General features: G+C 71.0%; 15 protein-coding genes. 6 read left to right on the forward strand and 9 right to left on the reverse strand.

Going from position 1 to position 16,214, the window contains the following annotated elements; genetic code table 11:
- Positions 1-17: 17 nt before the first annotated feature.
- Positions 18-590 carry a peptidoglycan L,D-endopeptidase MepK gene (gene mepK, locus BLW43_RS07670; RefSeq protein WP_342741598.1) on the reverse strand — a complete coding sequence of 191 codons (573 nt, stop codon included), beginning with the start codon at positions 588-590 and terminating at the stop codon, positions 18-20.
- A 426-nt stretch (positions 591-1,016) separates the two neighbouring features.
- Between mepK and BLW43_RS07675 the strand changes: the two genes are divergently transcribed.
- The 4 genes from BLW43_RS07675 to BLW43_RS07690 all read left to right on the forward strand — a co-directional run bounded on the left by BLW43_RS07675 (position 1,017) and on the right by BLW43_RS07690 (position 5,236).
- The gene (locus BLW43_RS07675) at positions 1,017-2,516 is read left to right on the forward strand and encodes a L,D-transpeptidase family protein (protein WP_175478800.1); all 1,500 of its coding nucleotides are present in this window, start codon (positions 1,017-1,019) and stop codon (positions 2,514-2,516) included.
- Between the two features lie 81 nt (positions 2,517-2,597).
- On the forward strand, positions 2,598-3,725 hold the full coding sequence (gene lpxD, locus BLW43_RS07680; protein WP_245730958.1) for a UDP-3-O-(3-hydroxymyristoyl)glucosamine N-acyltransferase: 1,128 nt from the start codon (positions 2,598-2,600) through the stop codon (positions 3,723-3,725).
- Positions 3,726-3,758: 33 nt separating this feature from the next.
- Positions 3,759-4,022 carry an acyl carrier protein gene (locus BLW43_RS07685; RefSeq protein WP_093251260.1) on the forward strand — a complete coding sequence of 88 codons (264 nt, stop codon included), beginning with the start codon at positions 3,759-3,761 and terminating at the stop codon, positions 4,020-4,022.
- A gap of 5 nt (positions 4,023-4,027) precedes the next feature.
- Entirely contained in the window at positions 4,028-5,236 is a 1,209-nt protein-coding gene (locus BLW43_RS07690; protein ID WP_093251264.1) for a beta-ketoacyl-[acyl-carrier-protein] synthase family protein, read from the forward strand.
- A gap of 19 nt (positions 5,237-5,255) precedes the next feature.
- On the opposite strand, the gene BLW43_RS07695 is transcribed toward BLW43_RS07690, so the two are convergent.
- Entirely contained in the window at positions 5,256-5,771 is a 516-nt protein-coding gene (locus tag BLW43_RS07695) for an invasion associated locus B family protein (protein ID WP_175478801.1), read from the reverse strand.
- Between the two features lie 365 nt (positions 5,772-6,136).
- Here BLW43_RS07695 and BLW43_RS07700 point away from each other — a divergent pair, with 365 nt between their 5' ends.
- Entirely contained in the window at positions 6,137-7,750 is a 1,614-nt protein-coding gene (locus BLW43_RS07700; protein ID WP_093251269.1) for a helicase HerA-like domain-containing protein, read from the forward strand.
- A 97-nt stretch (positions 7,751-7,847) separates the two neighbouring features.
- On the opposite strand, the gene BLW43_RS07705 is transcribed toward BLW43_RS07700, so the two are convergent.
- The 7 genes from BLW43_RS07705 to rpsD all read right to left on the reverse strand — a co-directional run bounded on the left by BLW43_RS07705 (position 7,848) and on the right by rpsD (position 13,890).
- Positions 7,848-8,627: a gamma-glutamyl-gamma-aminobutyrate hydrolase family protein gene (locus BLW43_RS07705; RefSeq protein WP_175478802.1), complete on the reverse strand. Its 780-nt coding sequence runs from the start codon at positions 8,625-8,627 to the stop codon at positions 7,848-7,850.
- A gap of 49 nt (positions 8,628-8,676) precedes the next feature.
- The gene (locus BLW43_RS07710) at positions 8,677-8,997 is read right to left on the reverse strand and encodes a 2Fe-2S iron-sulfur cluster-binding protein (RefSeq protein WP_093251272.1); all 321 of its coding nucleotides are present in this window, start codon (positions 8,995-8,997) and stop codon (positions 8,677-8,679) included.
- 34 nt (positions 8,998-9,031) lie between these two features.
- The gene (locus BLW43_RS07715) at positions 9,032-10,471 is read right to left on the reverse strand and encodes an MATE family efflux transporter (RefSeq protein ID WP_139284010.1); all 1,440 of its coding nucleotides are present in this window, start codon (positions 10,469-10,471) and stop codon (positions 9,032-9,034) included.
- Entirely contained in the window at positions 10,472-11,719 is a 1,248-nt protein-coding gene (locus tag BLW43_RS07720) for an MFS transporter (RefSeq protein WP_093251279.1), read from the reverse strand.
- A 56-nt stretch (positions 11,720-11,775) separates the two neighbouring features.
- A complete protein-coding gene (locus BLW43_RS07725; RefSeq protein ID WP_093251285.1) occupies positions 11,776-12,807 on the reverse strand; it encodes a copper chaperone PCu(A)C domain-containing protein in 1,032 nt (343 codons plus the stop codon).
- A gap of 33 nt (positions 12,808-12,840) precedes the next feature.
- The gene (locus tag BLW43_RS07730) at positions 12,841-13,188 is read right to left on the reverse strand and encodes a hypothetical protein (RefSeq protein ID WP_175478803.1); all 348 of its coding nucleotides are present in this window, start codon (positions 13,186-13,188) and stop codon (positions 12,841-12,843) included.
- 81 nt (positions 13,189-13,269) lie between these two features.
- A complete protein-coding gene (gene rpsD, locus BLW43_RS07735) occupies positions 13,270-13,890 on the reverse strand; it encodes a 30S ribosomal protein S4 (RefSeq protein ID WP_093251287.1) in 621 nt (206 codons plus the stop codon).
- Between the two features lie 236 nt (positions 13,891-14,126).
- Here rpsD and mgtE point away from each other — a divergent pair, with 236 nt between their 5' ends.
- The gene (gene mgtE, locus BLW43_RS07740; RefSeq protein WP_093251288.1) at positions 14,127-15,599 is read left to right on the forward strand and encodes a magnesium transporter; all 1,473 of its coding nucleotides are present in this window, start codon (positions 14,127-14,129) and stop codon (positions 15,597-15,599) included.
- Positions 15,600-16,214: the final 615 nt, after the last annotated feature.

The following is a 16,214-nucleotide window of genomic DNA, read 5'->3' on the forward strand; positions in this document are numbered from 1 at the left end:
GCTGCGAAGGGGCCGGCTTACCGGCCCCAGTCGCGAACGGGTCCGCAGTCGACATGGACGAAATTCGAACGCGAATACTTGCCGACGCCTCCGGCGCCGAGAGAGAGAGCCGCGCCGGCAATCTGCCGCACGGACCGATTCTCCATGTGAAGATCGGCCGCCATCCCCTTCATGTGATAGCTGTCTCTCGCGACGCCACGATACTTTGCCCGCAGCATTCGATTGGTCTGCGGACTGCGATAGCCAGAATAAACCACGAAGGGCTCGGAACTATCGAGGCGGGCATGGACCGCGGAGATGATGTCCACGACGTCCGGCGCGATGCGTTTTTTCAGGTCGAGCCGCCAGTCTCGCATGATGTGGTCGACCTCGGCGAGAACCTCGGGAACGTAGGTTCCCTCGACCCAGTAGATCGCGTTCAGACGCTCGTCCGTCCGCCGATTGACCAGATTGATCAGTCGGATATCGCCGGCCCCGCGAAGGATGCTCGGTGAAGCGACCGATGCTGACGCAGCCAGACCGCATGCCAGCGTCACGCCAGCCTGCAGGAAGCCGCGCCGCGAGAAGCTCGCGGTGGGTTTGAATGTCACAGTCTCTCGTCCTCGTTCTATACCCCGGCGCTTTCTTGCGCCGTCGGTATCGACGTTTCTGTATTTTGGTGAACACTGTCATAATAGCAGTCGGACGCGCAAGTTGCGTTTTGGCAGCATTCGGGGAGGCGCATGTGTCCAATCCGCTACCGCACTGCGGCATGCACGCCGCTGCAAAGGTGCGGCCAGAATCCCACTGGCGGCGAAAAATCATTGCCTGGGTGACACTTCCGCAATCGCGACTGCGGTCGTCCGGGGCTGAATCGAGATGTTGCGACGATCTGTGATATGGAGGTCACTGTGTTTGCGCTTTCTTACATGCCGCTCAGCGCGGCCCTTGCCGCGGTTTTGCTGGCCCTGACGCCTAACGCCTCGGGCGCCGAATCACAGGCTGCGGCCGGGGCGTCGAGCCTGGGCGACGAAACGATGATCGCGACGGCCTCGCCGCAGGGCGAGGACGCAACGGGGCCACGCTCCCCGGCGGAGCCTTACGAGATCGCCTGGTTCGAGCAGGGCCGCGCCGAGGCGCTGCTCGACGCGCTCGCAGCCGCGCATACGCACGCCCTCCCCGTCTCGCGCTACGCGCCGGATGCGCTGCGCGCCGCCGTGGAGGCCGCGCGCGGGTCGCCGGCCCTGCGCGCCGACGCCTCGGCGCGGCTGACTCGCGCCTATCTCAGCTACGCCCGGGACGTGACCTCCGGCGCGCTTGAGCCCTCCCGCGTCGCGCCGCTGATCGAGGTCGAGCCGCCGCGGCCCAATTCGGCGGCGCTGCTGCGCGCGGCGGCGACGGTGGGCGACCTCCGGGCGCTGCTGGCGAGCCTCGCCCCCCGCGACGCCGAGTACGACGCGCTCAGGGCGGCCTACGCGAAGCTCTCGGACAGCATCGGAGAGGCCGACTGGGGCGGCAAGGTCGCCGGCGGCCGCGTCCTGCGCGCCCGAGACGCCGACGCGCGCGTTCCCGCGCTGCGGGACCGGCTCGCGCGGCTGGGCCATGACGCGGGCCCGAGCCCGGCGCCGAATCGCATGGACGATGCGCTGGCGGAGGCCGTGAAGGCGTTCCAGAGCGAGTACGGCCTGAACCGCGACGGCGTCGTGGGCCCGGCCACCCTCGCCGCGCTCAACGCCGGTCCCGCCTTCCGGCTCGGCCAGATCGCAGTGAACCTCGAACGCATCCGCTGGCTCAACCGCCCCCTCGGCGCGCGGCGCGTGATGGTGAACCTGCCCGACTTCACCGTGACGCTCTTCGACGGCGACCGCATCCTGTTCCGCGAGCGCGTCGTGATCGGCCGAGACAAGGAGCAGACGCCGGAATTCTCCGACGAGATGGAGCATCTCGTCCTGAACCCGACGTGGTTCGTGCCGCGCAGCATCGCGACGGAAGACCTGCTCCCGCGCCTCCAGAAGGATCCTACGATCCTTTCGCAGCGCAACATGCATCTCTCCCGGCCAGACGGCGGTCCGCTGCCGCTCGACGCCGCCAGTCATGACTGGAGCGCCTACTCGCAGGCGAGCTTTCCGTATCGCATCCGCCAGCGGCCGTCCTCCAGCAATGCGCTGGGGCGGGTGAAATTCATGTTCCCCAATCACAATAACATCTATCTCCATGATACGCCGCAGAAAAACCTTTTTGATCGCGATCGGCGCGCCTACAGCTGGGGCTGTGTGCGCGTGCGCAATCCGCTGCTGCTGGCAGAACTCCTTCTCGCCCCGCAGATGGACGATCCGAAGGGCTTCATCGATCGGACGCTGGCGCGCGGCGGCGAGAGATACGTGAATCTCGACGCGCATGTTCCGGTGCACATCACCTACCGCACCGCCTGGGTGGACGAGGCCGGGAAGCTGCAGTTCCGCACAGACGTCTACGGTCGCGACGCGCTGGCGCTCAAGGCGCTCCGAAGCGCCGGCCTTGAGCTGCCCGAGAGCTGAGGGCGGCGACGCCTCGCTGTGGCTGGTCAGCGGGGCGTCGGTCGCTCTAGAGTGCCGGCGAACGCCGCGCCGGAGCCGTCCATGACATCAGCGCCATACGTCGCCGCCGGGGATGGCGTGGCCTGCACCGTTGCGCAGCTCGCCGCGGAATGCGGCCTGCGTTTCGAGGGCGACGGCGCCATCGCGCTCCGGGGCATGGCGACGCCGTGCGACGCGGTCGCCGACATGCTTGCGGTCGCAGGAGACGCCGCCCACGCGGCGCAGCTGGGCGAAGGCGCCGCGCGTGTCGCCCTGCTCGCCGAAGGCGCCGACTGGCGGGCGCTGGGGCTGGAGGCCGCGCTGTTCGCCGCGCGGCCTCGGCACGCGATGGCGGCGCTGACCCGCCGCTTCGACCCGCCGCCGCGCGTCGCCATCGGCGCGCATCCCTCTTCGGTGATCGACCCGACGGCGGAGATCGACCCGACCGCGGCCATCGGGCCGCTCTGCGTCGTCTCCGAGGGCGCGCGCATCGGCGCGGGAGCCGTGCTCGTGGCGCAGGTTTTCGTCGGCGCCGGCGCGGCGGTCGGCCCCGGCTGCCTGATCCACCCCGGCGCGCGGCTCTGCCATGGCGTGCGGGTCGGGGCGCGCTGCGTGATCCACGCCAACGCGGTCGTGGGCGGCGACGGCTTCAGCTTCGTGACCGAACGCCGCGGCGCCGCCGAGGCGGCCAAGGCCGAGGGCCGCGTGGACCTCGATGCGCGCAACATGTCGCTGTCGCGCATCCATTCTCTCGGCGCCGTGACGCTGGGCGACGACGTAGAGATCGGCGCGGGAACCACGATCGACCGGGGAACGCTGGCCGACACCACGGTGGCGGACGGGGCCAAGATCGACAATCTGGTGCAGGTCGGCCACAATGTATCGATAGGCGAAAACGCCATGCTCTGCGCGCAGACGGGCGTGGCCGGAAGCTCCAGGATCGGCGCGCGGGTCGTGCTCGGCGGGCAGAGCGGCGTCGCCGATCACGTCACGGTGGGCGAGGACGTGGTCGCCGCGGCGCGGGCCGGCATCGGCGCAGACGCCAGGCCGCGCACCGTGCTGATGGGCGCGCCGGCGCTCGAGAGGTCGGAGGCGCTCGGCGTCGTCCTCGCGACGCGCCGCCTCCCCCGCCTGATCGAGGCCGTCCGCCTGCTCAAGAAACGCCTTTCCGAGCTTGAGCGCAGCCGCTAGAAGCCCCCCTAAAGCGCGAATGAGGCAGCCGAAATGACCGATGACGTGGCCCGCAAGATCATCGCCATCATTGCGGAGCAGGCCATGCTCGAGCCGCATGAGGTGACGCTCGACGCCTCGCCCGAACAACTCGGGGTCGACAGCCTCGGGCTCGTCGAGATCGTCTTCGCCATCGAGGAGGCGTTCGACATCTCGATTCCCTACAACGCGAACGATCCCGCGGCGTCGGAATTCGACATCTCGAGCGTGGACAAGATCGTCGAGGCGGTCAGGCGGCTGATCACCGAACAGGCGTGACGGCGATGCGCAGGGTCGCCGTCACCGGCCTGGGCGTCGTCTCTGCGCTGGGTGTCGGCCGGGAGGCGCATGTCGCGGGGCTGCGCGAGGGGCGCTGCGGCGTCGGCCAGCTTTCGATCGCCAATGTCGACAGGCTGTCGGTGACGATCGGCGCGCCCGCCTCGGGCTTCGTCGGCGAAGAGCGCTTCGGCAAGTCCGAACTCGCCCTGCTCGACCGCACCACCCAGCTTGCGCTTACCGCGGCGGCGGAGGCCGTCGCCCAGTCCGGCCTCGAAGTGGACGAGGCGCTCGCGCCGCGGGCGGGCGTGGCGATCGGCACCGCGCTGACCGGCATGGAGACCGTGGACGCCAACTATCGCGCCGTCTACGAGGAGAAGAAGAACCGCGTGCACCCGTTCGTCGTGCCGCGGCTCATGACGAATGCGGGCGCCAGCCAGATCAGCATGGCCCACGGGCTCACCGGGCCGGCTTGGACCGTCTCCACAGCCTGCTCGTCGTCAAACCACGCCATCGGGCAGGCGTTCCACCTGATCCGCTCCGGCGGGGCGGACGTGATGCTCGCCGGCGGGGCGGAGGCGCCGCTGGTGTTCGGCGTCATCAAGGCGTGGGAGGGACTGCGCGTGATGTCGAAGGACGGCTGCCGCCCCTTCTGCGAAACGCGCAACGGCATGGTGCAGGGCGAGGGCGCGGCCGTGCTCGTTCTGGAGGAATGGGATCGCGCCGCGCGGCGCGGCGCGCCGATTCTCGCCGAACTGGCCGGCTTCTCCATGACGGCGGATGCGGGCGACATCGTCACCCCGTCGGCGGAAGGGGCCGCGAGGGCCATCCGCGGCGCGTTGCTGGACGCGCGCCTTGCGCCGGAGGACGTCGGCTACATCAACGCCCACGGCACGGCTACGGCGGCCAATGACCGGACGGAATGCGCCGCAATCAGGTCGGCGTTCGGCGCCGCGGCGGAGACCGTTTCGGTGTCATCGACCAAGTCGATGCACGGGCACTGCCTCGGCGGCGCCGGGGCGGTGGAGATGGCCGCCGTCGTGCTGGCGCTGTCTGAGGGGGTGATCGCGCCGACGGTGGGCCTGGTGCGGCAGGATCCCGCCTGCGATCTGGACGTCACGCCGATCACGGCGCGCGAGAGACGCGTCGACGCCGCACTCTCGAACTCCTTCGCGTTCGGCGGACTGAACGCGGTGCTGGCGGCGCGGCGCGCCTGAGGCGCCGCGCCGCCGCGCGTCAGAGTCCCTCGAAACCGCGCGTGAAGCCCGAGAGCGACACGGTCGCGGCCACGTTCTGGAACTTGTCGCCCTGGATCAGCGTGTAGCCGAGTTCCGCCCGCGCCCCGCGGCGGAAGGACTCCAGCTGCTCGGGCCGAAGCGGCGCCTGAACGATGCAGCCCTGCTGGTTGCAGGTGAGATACTGCGAGGCGGTGACTTCGCCCTGATCGACCCGCAGACGCAGCTGGTTCGCCAGCACGATGTTGAACGGGACGCGGATGACCGCGATGGCCTCGATCCGAACGCCGTCGACCGTGCGCGGCTCGGGAAGCTTCTGGACCTGCATGAGCAGAGCGTCCTCGCCATTGGCGGTCTTGCCGATCTGCTCAAGCGCGCATTCGCCGGTCGCATCGGCGCAGACGCGCGTCCAGTCGCCGAAGGTCGTGCGCGTCACGGCGCGCTCCTCGGTCTGGGCGAGAGCGCCGCCCGCCGACAGGCACAGGAGCGCGAGGGTGATGATCAGACTACGCTGCACGGGAACGTTCCTCTCATAGCGTTGGCCGGCAGCGCCGGGTTCAGGAGACATGTTTGGCTGCACCGTCAAAAAGGAAAGAGCGCCCAACAAGCCGGACGCTCTTTCCCATGCAACATCTCTCCCCGCCGGACTGGCCGGTCTATTGGGGCTGACGCTAGGCTGAGAGGGCCGCGCAGGTCAAGCGCCTCAAGGCAGGTTCCAGCGGTGAAAAAAAGGCCGCGCACCAGGCGCGGCCAGTTCGACAGGGAGGAGACGTTGAGACGGAGCCGAAAGCTCCCCCTCGACGCGTTTTCAGATTAACCGTGAATCGTGAATGAAACGTGAGCGCGGCGTCGGGACGACAACGAGGGGGCGAGAGGAGCGGCATGGGAGAGATATTCATCGGCGGCGGCGGGGTCGAGGGGCGCGACCCCCAGACGCTGATCCTGCGGCGGGCGAACCGTCACGGCCTCGTCGCCGGCGCCACCGGCACGGGCAAGACCGTCACGCTTCAGGTGCTGGCGGAGGCGTTCTCGGACGCAGGCGTTCCGGTGTTCATGGCCGACGTGAAGGGCGACCTGTCGGGTCTGGCGCAGGCGGCCGACCCCGCCCTCTTCGCGCCCGGCGGCAAGCTGGCCGGCCGCGTCGAGACGATCGGCATGGGGGACGTCGCGCCGCGCGCCTTCCCGGTGCTGTTCTGGGATCTGTTCGGCGAGCAGGGTCACCCCGTCCGCACCACGATCACCGAGATGGGGCCGCTGCTGCTGGCGCGGCTGCTGGAGCTGAACGACGCGCAGGAAGGGGTGCTCAACATCGCCTTCAGGCTGGCCGACGAGGAGGGGCTCGCCCTGCTCGACCTCAAGGATCTGCGGGCGCTGCTGGCGGAGATCGGCGCGCGGCGGCAGGCGCTCTCGCTCAGTCACGGCCATGTCTCGGCAGCGTCCATCGGCGCGATCCAGCGCCGCCTGCTGGTGCTGGAGACCGAGGGAGCGGCGGCGTTCTTCGGCGAGCCGGCGCTGGACCTCGCCGACCTGATGGGCGCCGAGCCCGACGGCCGCGGACGCATCAGCGTGCTCGCCGCCGACCGGCTGATGCGCAGCCCCCGGCTCTATGCGACGTTCCTGCTCTGGCTGCTCTCGGAACTCTTCGAGGAGCTTCCCGAGGTTGGAGACCCGGACAAGCCGAAGCTCGCCTTCTTCTTCGACGAGGCGCACCTGCTGTTCGACAGCGCGCCGCGGCCGCTGCTGGAGAAGGTGGAGCAGGTGGCGCGGCTGATCCGGTCCAAGGGCGTAGGCGTGTATTTCATCAGCCAGAGCCCCGCGGACGTTCCTGACGCGGTGCTCGGGCAGCTCGGCAACAGGGTCCAGCACGCCCTGCGCGCCTACACGCCCCGGGACGCGCGGGCGCTGAGGGTGGCGGCGGAGACGTTCCGGCCCAACCCCGCCTTCGACACCGCCGAGGTTCTGCCGCTGCTCGGCGTCGGCGAGGCGCTGGTCTCGACGCTCGACGCCAAGGGCGCGCCGCGCCCCGTGGAACGCACGCTGATCCGCCCGCCGCTGAGCCGCATGGGCCCGGCGGACCCGCCGATCCGCGAGGCGGCGCGCGCAGCCTCCCCGCTCGCCGGCAAGTACGAGACCGCCATCGACCGCGAGAGCGCCAGTGAGATCCTCGCCGCCCGCGCCGCTCAGGCCGCAGCCGCGGCGGAGGCGGCGGCGCCCGAGCCCGACCCCTTCGACGCATGGAACCGGGGCGAGGCGGAACGCCGCGACGACGGCGGCGAGTTCAGCCGCGGACGGCGCTGGCGGCCAGGCGGCTCGGCCCCGAAGCAGGCCCCCAAGCAGGCCCCGAAGCCCGCGACGAACTCTCAGCCCGCCGGGCGTTCGCGCCAGGGCGACAGCGTCGGCGACGCCTTCATGAAGAGCTTCGCCCGTTCGCTGGGGTCGCGCGCGGGCCGCACGATCCTGCGCGGCGTGCTGGGTGGGCTGTTCAAGGGGAGGTGACGGCGCCGCTCGCTGAGCCCGCAGCCGGGGGCGAGCGGCGTCGCCGGCGGTCGCTTTCGCCGCAACGGCGTCGGCGCTCGGGAAGGCGGCGGCCGGTTCAGGCGGCGCCGCGCCGCTCCCGGCGGATGGCGGCGTCCCGCGCGGCGGCGCCGAACGCGCGCCACAGGGCGCAGTGCACCGGGTCGGCGCAGGCGTCGTACTCCGCGTGCCACTGCACGCCGATGGCGAAGCGGCGCGCGTCGGCGATGCTGATGGCCTCCACCGTGCCGTCCTCGGCGACGCCCTCGATCACCACCCGCGCGCCGGGCTCGTCCACCCCCTGCCCGTGCAGCGAGTTGGTGACGATCTCCTCCGCGCCGACGAGCCGCGCGACCTCGCCGCCGGGCGTCAGCCTGACGGGATGGCGCTTGCGGAAGATGACCTCGTGGTTCTTCTCGCCCGGCGGCATCCGGTGGTTCATCCGCCCCGGCAGTTCGCGGATTTCCGGATGCAGGGTGCCGCCCAGCGCGACGTTCATCTCCTGGATGCCCCGGCAGACGCCGAAGATCGGCAGGCCGGCTTCGAGGGCGGCCCCGATCAGCGGCAGCACCACCGCGTCGCGCCCATGGTCGAAGGAGCCGTGCTTCTCGGTCTCGGCGTGGCCGTATCGGCTGGGGTGAACGTTGGCCCGGCCGCCGGTGAGCAGGAAACCGTCGCACAATTCGAGCAGTTCGCCGATCTCGGCGTGGTCGGGCATGCCGGGCACGATGATCGGCAGGCAGTCCGCCGCTTCGGCGACGGCCTCGAGGTTACGCATCCCGGCCGCCTGGACCGCGTAGGACCCTTCGGCCATGATCATCGATCCGCTCACGCCGATCACCGGCCGCCGTCGCGTCATGCCCGCCTCCCGTACTCCATCCCGTCCCACGCCCTAGCGCGCGAACGTTTCAGATCTGCTTCTCCGGCATCCGCACGACAAGACCCTCCAGCGCCGGCGTCACCTTGAGCTGGCAGGTGAGGCGCGAGGTCGGCTGGGGCTGATAGGCGAAGTCCAGCATGTCCTCCTCCATCGCCTCCTTGGGCGGCAGCTTTTCATACCAGGCCGGATCGACATAGACATGGCAGGTCGAGCAGGCGCAGGCGCCGCCGCAGTCTGCGTCGATGCCGGGAACGCTGTTCTTCACGGCGCCCTCCATCACGGTGAGGCCTTCGGCGACCTCGACGACATGCTCCTTGCCGCCATGCTCGATGTAGGTGATCTTCGGCATCCGTTCCCGGCCTCTCGCGTGCTGCAACGCGCCATTATCTATCGTCTCGGTTCTCCGGGCGCCAGTCCGGCTCTGCGGCGACCGCCAGCGCCGCCGCGCGGCCGGAGGCGAAGGCGGGCGCCTCGGCCGCCAGTCGCCGCGCCGCATGGCGGTCGGCGAGCCGCGGCGCCATCCGCCAGCCGATGACGCCGCCGACGCCGCCGACGACCAGCGCCGCAAGCGCCTGCGCCGCGACGACGCCCTCCGCGCCCATGAGCGGCGGCAGCGTCAGCGCGAGGACAGGCAGCACCAGCGCGTCGCGCGACCAGTTCAGCGCCGTCGCCCAGAGCGGGCGGCCCAGCGTGTTGAAGGCCGCGTTCGCCACGAACAGGCCGCCGGTGAACACATAGAAGCCAGCGCCGGCGTAAACGAAGGCGTCCACCACCGCGACGCCAGCGCCGTCCAGCCCGAAGCCCGAGACGATCCAGGGCCGCGCCAGCGCCAGCAGCGCCCATGCGGAGAGGACGTAGACCGCGCAGAACAGGACGGCGTCGCGATAGGCCGACCGCACCCGCGCGGTCAGCCCCGCGCCGAGGTTCTGCCCAAGGATCGGCCCGACCGCGCCGGACAGGGCGAACACCCCGCCGAAGGCGAGCGCCGTCATCCGTCCGACCACGGCCCAGCCCGCCACCGCCGCGTCTCCGAAGGCGGCCATGGCGGCGGTCAGCGCCGCAAGGCCCGTGGGCGTGGAGAGCTGCGTCGCGACGGCGGGTCCGGCGATCCGCATCAGTCCGGGGGCGTGGCGCACGATGTCCGCCGCGTTCGGCCGCGCCACGAGATCATGGGTGAGCATCGCGCCGCGAAACCCCATGGCGGCGATGACGGCGCGGGCGACGAGCGAGGTGATCGCCGCGCCGTCCACGCCGAGCCCGAAGCCGAAGATGAGCAGCGGGTCGAGCGCCGCTCCGACGGCGCCGCCGCTCAGCGTGACGAACATCGCCCGCCGCGCGTCCCCGATGCTGCGCAGGAGGCTGGAGGCGATCATCCCGGCCCCGAGCAGCGGCAGGCTCGGCAGCACGATGGCGAGGAAGCGGCTCGCGACCGCCAGCGTCTCGCCCTTCGCCCCGAGCGCGGCCAGCGCCGCCTCCCGCCAGATCCAGACGCCGAGCGAGACCAGCGTCAGCGCCCCCAGCAGCAGCACCAGCGAGGAGGCGGCGAGCCGCCGCGCCTCGGCCCGGTCCCCCTCGCCCACCGCACGCGATACCAGCGCGGTGGCGGCGATGGCGAGGCCGATCGACACCGAGATGGTGAAGAACTGCACCGTGCCGGCGAAGCCGATCGCGGCGGCCAGCGCCGTCTGGCCCAGCATCGAGATGTAGAAGAGGTTCAGCGCGTCGACGAGAAACAGCGCCATCAGGCCGACCATGCCGGTGCCGGTCATCACCGCGACATGGCCCATGGTGGAGCCCGTCGTGAATTTCGCCTGCCGCGGCACCTACTCGGCCGGCTGCGCGACCGGCGCGCCGGGACCGTGCCGGGCGAGGGTCGTCTCGCGCCCCGGCTCCGGCCAGCGCGGCACCAGCGTCGCCAGCGAGAGCGACACCAGCGCCATGCCGGCGGCGAGCGCATAGACCGCTCCGGGATGCCAGAGCCACAGCAGCCCCAGCGGAACCGGCAGCGCCACGGCGGCGATGTGGTTGATCGTGAAGGCGACGGCGGCTGTCGAGGCGTGGTCGGCCGGGTCGGCGATCTTCTGGAAATAGGTCTTCTGCGCGAAGGCCATCGCGAACAGCAGATGGTCGAGCACATAGAGCGCCAGCGCCAGCGTCACGCCCCAGCCGAAGAAGTAGACGCCGGCGTAGGCGGCGAACACCAGCGCGAGGCCGACATACTCGACGCACAGCGCCAGCCGCTCGCCGAAGCGCGCGATCATCCGCCCGATCAGGGGCGCGAACAGCATGTTGGCAAGATAGTTGATCAGGAAAAGCGCCGTGACTTCATGGATATGGAAGCCGAACTTCTCAACCATCATGAACGCGGCGAACACCACGAAAATCTGCCGGCGCGCCCCGCCCATGAAGACCAGCGCATAGTAGAGCCAGTAGCGCCGCCGCAGCACGAGGCGCTTGCCCTGAAGATGCGGCGGCTGGAACTGCGGGTAGGCGAGGGCGGCGAACAGCGTCACCGCCACACAGGCGCCGCCGCCGATCCAGTAGACCGCGTGGTAGTCGATGGTCCCGAGCCAGCCGGCGAGCGCAATGGCCCCGTACACCGCGAGCGAGGCGCCCGATCCGGCGGCGAGGATCATCCCGAGCGCCTGCGGCGCCCGCGCCTTCTCCAGCCATTGCAGCTGCAGCGACTGGTTCACCGTCTCGTAGTAGTGAAAGCCGATCGAGGAGATCAGCGTGGTGAGCATCAGCCCCCACCATGTCGGCAGTTCGGCGACGACCGCCGTCGCGCCCCCAAGCAGGGCCAGCGACAGCAGGGCCAGCCGCTGCTCGCGGATCACCATCACGAGATAGATGACGAGGAAGGCGAGAAAGCCGGGGATCTCCCGCGCCGTATGGAGCGCCCCGATGTCGAAGCCGTCGAACGCGGCGACCTCGACGACGAAGTTGTTGAGCGCGGCGCTCCACGTTGCGAACGCCAGCGTCATGCCGACGGTCATCAGCGCCAGCAGCGCCTCGGGGCGGCGCCAGCGCGGGAGCGTGTGGGCTTCTGAAAGCGGGAGCGGCGCGGCCATGCCGGCGGAGATACGCCGCTCCCGGGGTTTGGGCGAGAGGAATTCGGCGCGAACAATCAGTTTCCGGGTGCGGCGTGACCCGAATGATCCGTCCCGTGGCCCGCTCCGTGGCCCGCTCCGTGGCCCATGGCGGCGCCGACGGCCCGCACCGGCGCCGTGAGCGTCACGTCGCCGGCCCGCTCGAAACTGAGGGTGATGGCGATCTCGCCGCCCGGCTCCAGCGGCGCGGCAAGCCCCATCAGCATGACGTGGAGACCGCCGGGCCTGAGCTCCGCCGGCGCGCCGGGCGCGAGCGGGATCGCCTCGACCTCGCGCATCCGCGCCACGCCCTGGTCGTCGAGCAGATGGGTGTGCAGTTCGACGCGGGCCGCGGCGGGGCTGGCGGCGGCGATCAGCCGGTCCTCCTCGCCGGTCGTCTCGATGGTCATGTAGGCCGCCGATGCCCCGTTCGGGGTCGGATTGGCGCGGGCGTAGGCTTCCGAAACCGTGATCGGACCCTGCGTCGCCGATCCTGCGGTCGCGCCCTGCGCCGAATGCCCCGCGCCGTGGCCGCCATGCGCTCCGTGCAGGGCCTGCGCCATCTGCACGCCGTGGCCGGCGTGGCCGGCGCCGGTCGCAACCCGCAGGATCGGCGCGGGATGCTGAAGATCGTGCGGGGTCTGTCCCGGCGCGGCGACCTCGACCCAGAACACCTCGGCGCCGCCGCAGCGCTGGCGGATCGGAACCGGCAGTTCGGCGCCGGCGGCGGCGTCGAGCTTGCCGCGGAAGATGAACTCCTCATAGTGGCCGTCCTCCAGCGCCCCGCCGGCCCAGCGCAGGAGCTTCCCGCCGTCGGCCGTCGGCTCGACGGTCAGAGTCCAGCCGGGTTTCGGCATGGGCCTGGCGCCGGCGAGCGCCGGCGGCAGCGACACCTCGACCGTGTCGGTCGGCGCGCCGCCGCAGCCATGGGGCAGGCGCGCGGCGATGCGGGGATAGGCGCCGGCTGCGGCCTCCGTGACGTCGAGCGTCGCGTGGGCGAGAGCGGCGGGGGCCAGAGCAAGGGGGAACGGCGACGCGATCAGCGCCGCGAAAGCGGTCGTGCGAAGCATTGGTGTCTCCTGTTGTCGGTCAGAACGGCTGGTTCAGACCGCGACGGGAGGTCCGCGCGCAGGCAGGCGCAGCGGCGCGGCGCGGGGCGCATCCTGATCGGCTTCGGCGGGCTGGGCGGCGCCTGCGGCGGCGCGGGCGATCCTGACGGGCTGCGACGCCTGCGGCGGCGCGGCGGCAGCGCAGAGAAGCGCGCAGTGCAGCCCGTCATCGTCGGCGGGCGGCGCCTCTGGGCCGAAGGGAACGGCGTATGCGCCCGCCGCGCCGCAGATGATCATCACCCCGCCGGGGCCTGCCGGCGCATGCGGCGCTGCGGCGCCGACCGCCGCGACGACGGCCAGAAGCAGGCGCGCAAGCGCGACAAGGGGGAGCATGCGCCTCATGGGCGGATGCTGACCATGGCGACCGCGCTCTTGCAAGCGCGGCCGCCGGTCGCGGGCGGCCTTCGAAGGCCGTGCCGCCCGTCAGTTCTGGGCGTAGAACTCGACCACGAGGTTGGGCTCCATCTGCACCGGGTAGGGCACGTCGGCCAGACCGGGGGTGCGACGAAGCACGACGGTCATCTTGTGGTGGTCGACCTCGAGGTAGTCGGGAACGTCGCGCTCGACGGACTGGACAGCTTCGAGAACCAGCGCGAGCTGCTTGGACTTCTCGCGCACCTCGACGACGTCGCCGTCCTTGAGCTGAGCGGAGGCGATGTTGCAGCGGCGACCGTTCACGAGCACATGGCCGTGGTTCACGAACTGGCGTGCGGCGAACACGGTCGGCACGAACTTGGCGCGGTAGACGATCGCATCGAGGCGCCGCTCCAGCAGGCCGACGAGCATTTCGCCGGTGTCGCCGCGGCGGCGCTCGGCCTCGGCGTAGATCTTGCGGAACTGCTTCTCGGTGAGGTCGCCGTAATAGCCCTTCAGCTTCTGCTTGGCGCGCAGCTGCAGGCCGAAGTCGGACATCTTGCCCTTGCGGCGCTGGCCGTGCTGGCCGGGGCCGTATTCGCGACGGTTCACCGGGGATTTCGGGCGGCCCCAGATGTTTTCGCCCATGCGGCGGTCGAGCTTGTACTTCGCGGACGTGCGCTTGGTCATGTCGTTCCTTCATCTATCACAGGCGCGCTCCTCCTCCCCTTCATGCGAAGGGGCGACAGGCTCCGTCTTGCGACGACCGCGCGCGCCGAAAATGCTCCGCTCCAACGAACGGAGCGCGTCGCATATGCTCCCGGACCGGCGCGGTCAAGCCCGGCGGCGGCGTGGCGCCCCTTTGCGCAGGGGGCCGGCGAGGCTATCACGGCGCGGGTCGACAGCCCCCGCGACCGGAGACCGCGATGACCGACGACCGGCAGGACGACCCGCGCGACGCAGCCGGCGCGCGCGCCGATGAGGAACGGCGTCGGGAGGAGGCCCGGCGGCGCGAGGAGGAGGCCCGGCGGCGCGAGGAGGAGACCCGCCGCGCCGAGGAGGCGGAGGATGAGGTCGACGTCAAGGCCGTCCGCGCGGCCATCGCCGCCGAGGACCACGAGACCGTCCGCGCCGTCGCGCTGGACCTGCACGAGGCCGACCTCGCCGACTTGATCGAGCAGCTTCCCTCCGCCGAACGCCGCAGGCTGGTCGAGACGCTCGGCCCCGATCTCGCGCCCGAGGCGCTGGCCGAGCTCGGCGAGGGCGTGCGCGACGAGGTGCTGGAGTTCATCGACCCCGCCGTGCTGGCCGCGGCGGTGAAGGAGCTCGACTCCGACGACATCGTGTATCTGGTCGAGGATCTCGACGCCGAGGAGCAGGCGCGTGCGCTGGAGGGCCTCGACGCCGAGGATCGCGCGATCGTCGTGCAGTCGCTCACCTACCCTGAATATTCCGCCGGCCGGCTGATGCAGCGCGAGGTCGTCACCGCGCCGACCTTCTGGACCGTGGGCCAGATGATCGACCACCTGCGCGCCGCCGACGAGCTGCCCGACCCCTTCTACGACGTGATCGTCGTCGACCCCGCGATGCGCCCGGTCGGCAGGGCCGCGCTCGGCCGCATCCTCGCGACCCGCCGTCCCGCCACGCTGGAGGGGATCATGGACGACGAGTTCCGCACCATGCGGGTGGACGACAGCCAGGAGGACGTCGCCTACGCCTTCAACAAGTATCACCTCGTCAGCGCGCCGGTGGTGGACGACAGCGGGCGGCTGGTCGGCGTCATCACCATCGACGACGCGATGGAGGCGATGAGCGACGAGCACGAGGAGGACATCCTGCGCCTTGGCGGCGTCGGCGGCGACGAGGAGATCACGGACACGGTGTGGGAGACGCTGCGCCAGCGCTTCCCGTGGCTGCTGGTGAACCTCGCGACGGCGGTGCTGGCCTCGCTGGTGATCGACCAGTTCGAGGAGGTCATCGCGCAGGTCGTGGCGCTGGCGGTGCTGATGCCCATCGTCGCCTCCATGGGCGGCAACGCCGGCACGCAGTCCCTCACCGTGGCGGTGCGGGGCCTCGCGACGCGCACCCTGACCGACGCCAACGCCCGCCGCGTGGTGCTGCGCGAGGCCGTGGCCGGCGCGCTGAACGGAGTGCTGTTCGCGGCGGTGATGGCGACGGTGGCGCTGGTCTGGTTCGGCGACGGGCGACTCTCGGCGGTGATCGCCGCGGCGATGGTGATCAACCTTGTGGCGGCGGCGCTGGCCGGCGTGCTGATCCCCATCGCGCTGGAGAAGGTCGGCGCCGACCCCGCCCTCGCCTCGGGAACCTTCGTGACGACGGTGACGGACGTCGTGGGCTTCTTCGCCTTCCTGGGGCTCGCGAGCCTGGTGCTGCTGTAGGAAGGATGGCGGCGCGAAACTCGCGCCGCTCGATGATGTTTTCGCAAGGCGCCAAGAAATTTGCTGATCGCCTGGCGGCGCGACAGCTTCCCCTGCTCCACTAAAGTCAAGCCTCGACACCTGATCTGAGATTGCCTTCGGGCGCTGGACCCGGAAGGCGATCCACCTGGAATCGGGCAAGGGGCGCGGACCCTTCCGATGAGCGCCGCGGCGTCGGCCGGCGAGCCTGCGACCAGATCGGCGGGCATGACCCTGCGTCGAAGCTCGCGACTCGGATGATCGGTTGCGGCTTCGCGCCCGAACGTGTCGGCGGGGCCCTCGGAGGCTGCGACGACGGACGGCCCCCCGGCTTCGGGTCCGATCGGCGTTCGGAGCCCCTGCACGCCGCCTGCGCCTTGAGGCGGCCAAGCGGCCCCGGTCCCGTGACGTTTTCAAGACGCCGCCGCCGGATATGGACGAAACCGCAGCCACTTCGACGCGGCGCGTCGACGCCGGAAAGCGCGCGCCGCAGCCCTTCGCGGGTCGGGGACCGGCCGCGGGCCGTGGCCGCGCGTCGCGAAGGCGGCCCATGATCGCCGAAGATTGATTTGCGCAGGCATCGCGATAACCTGCTCG

This window comes from Rubrimonas cliftonensis (assembly GCF_900107585.1).
Taxonomy (GTDB): domain Bacteria; phylum Pseudomonadota; class Alphaproteobacteria; order Rhodobacterales; family Rhodobacteraceae; genus Rubrimonas; species Rubrimonas cliftonensis.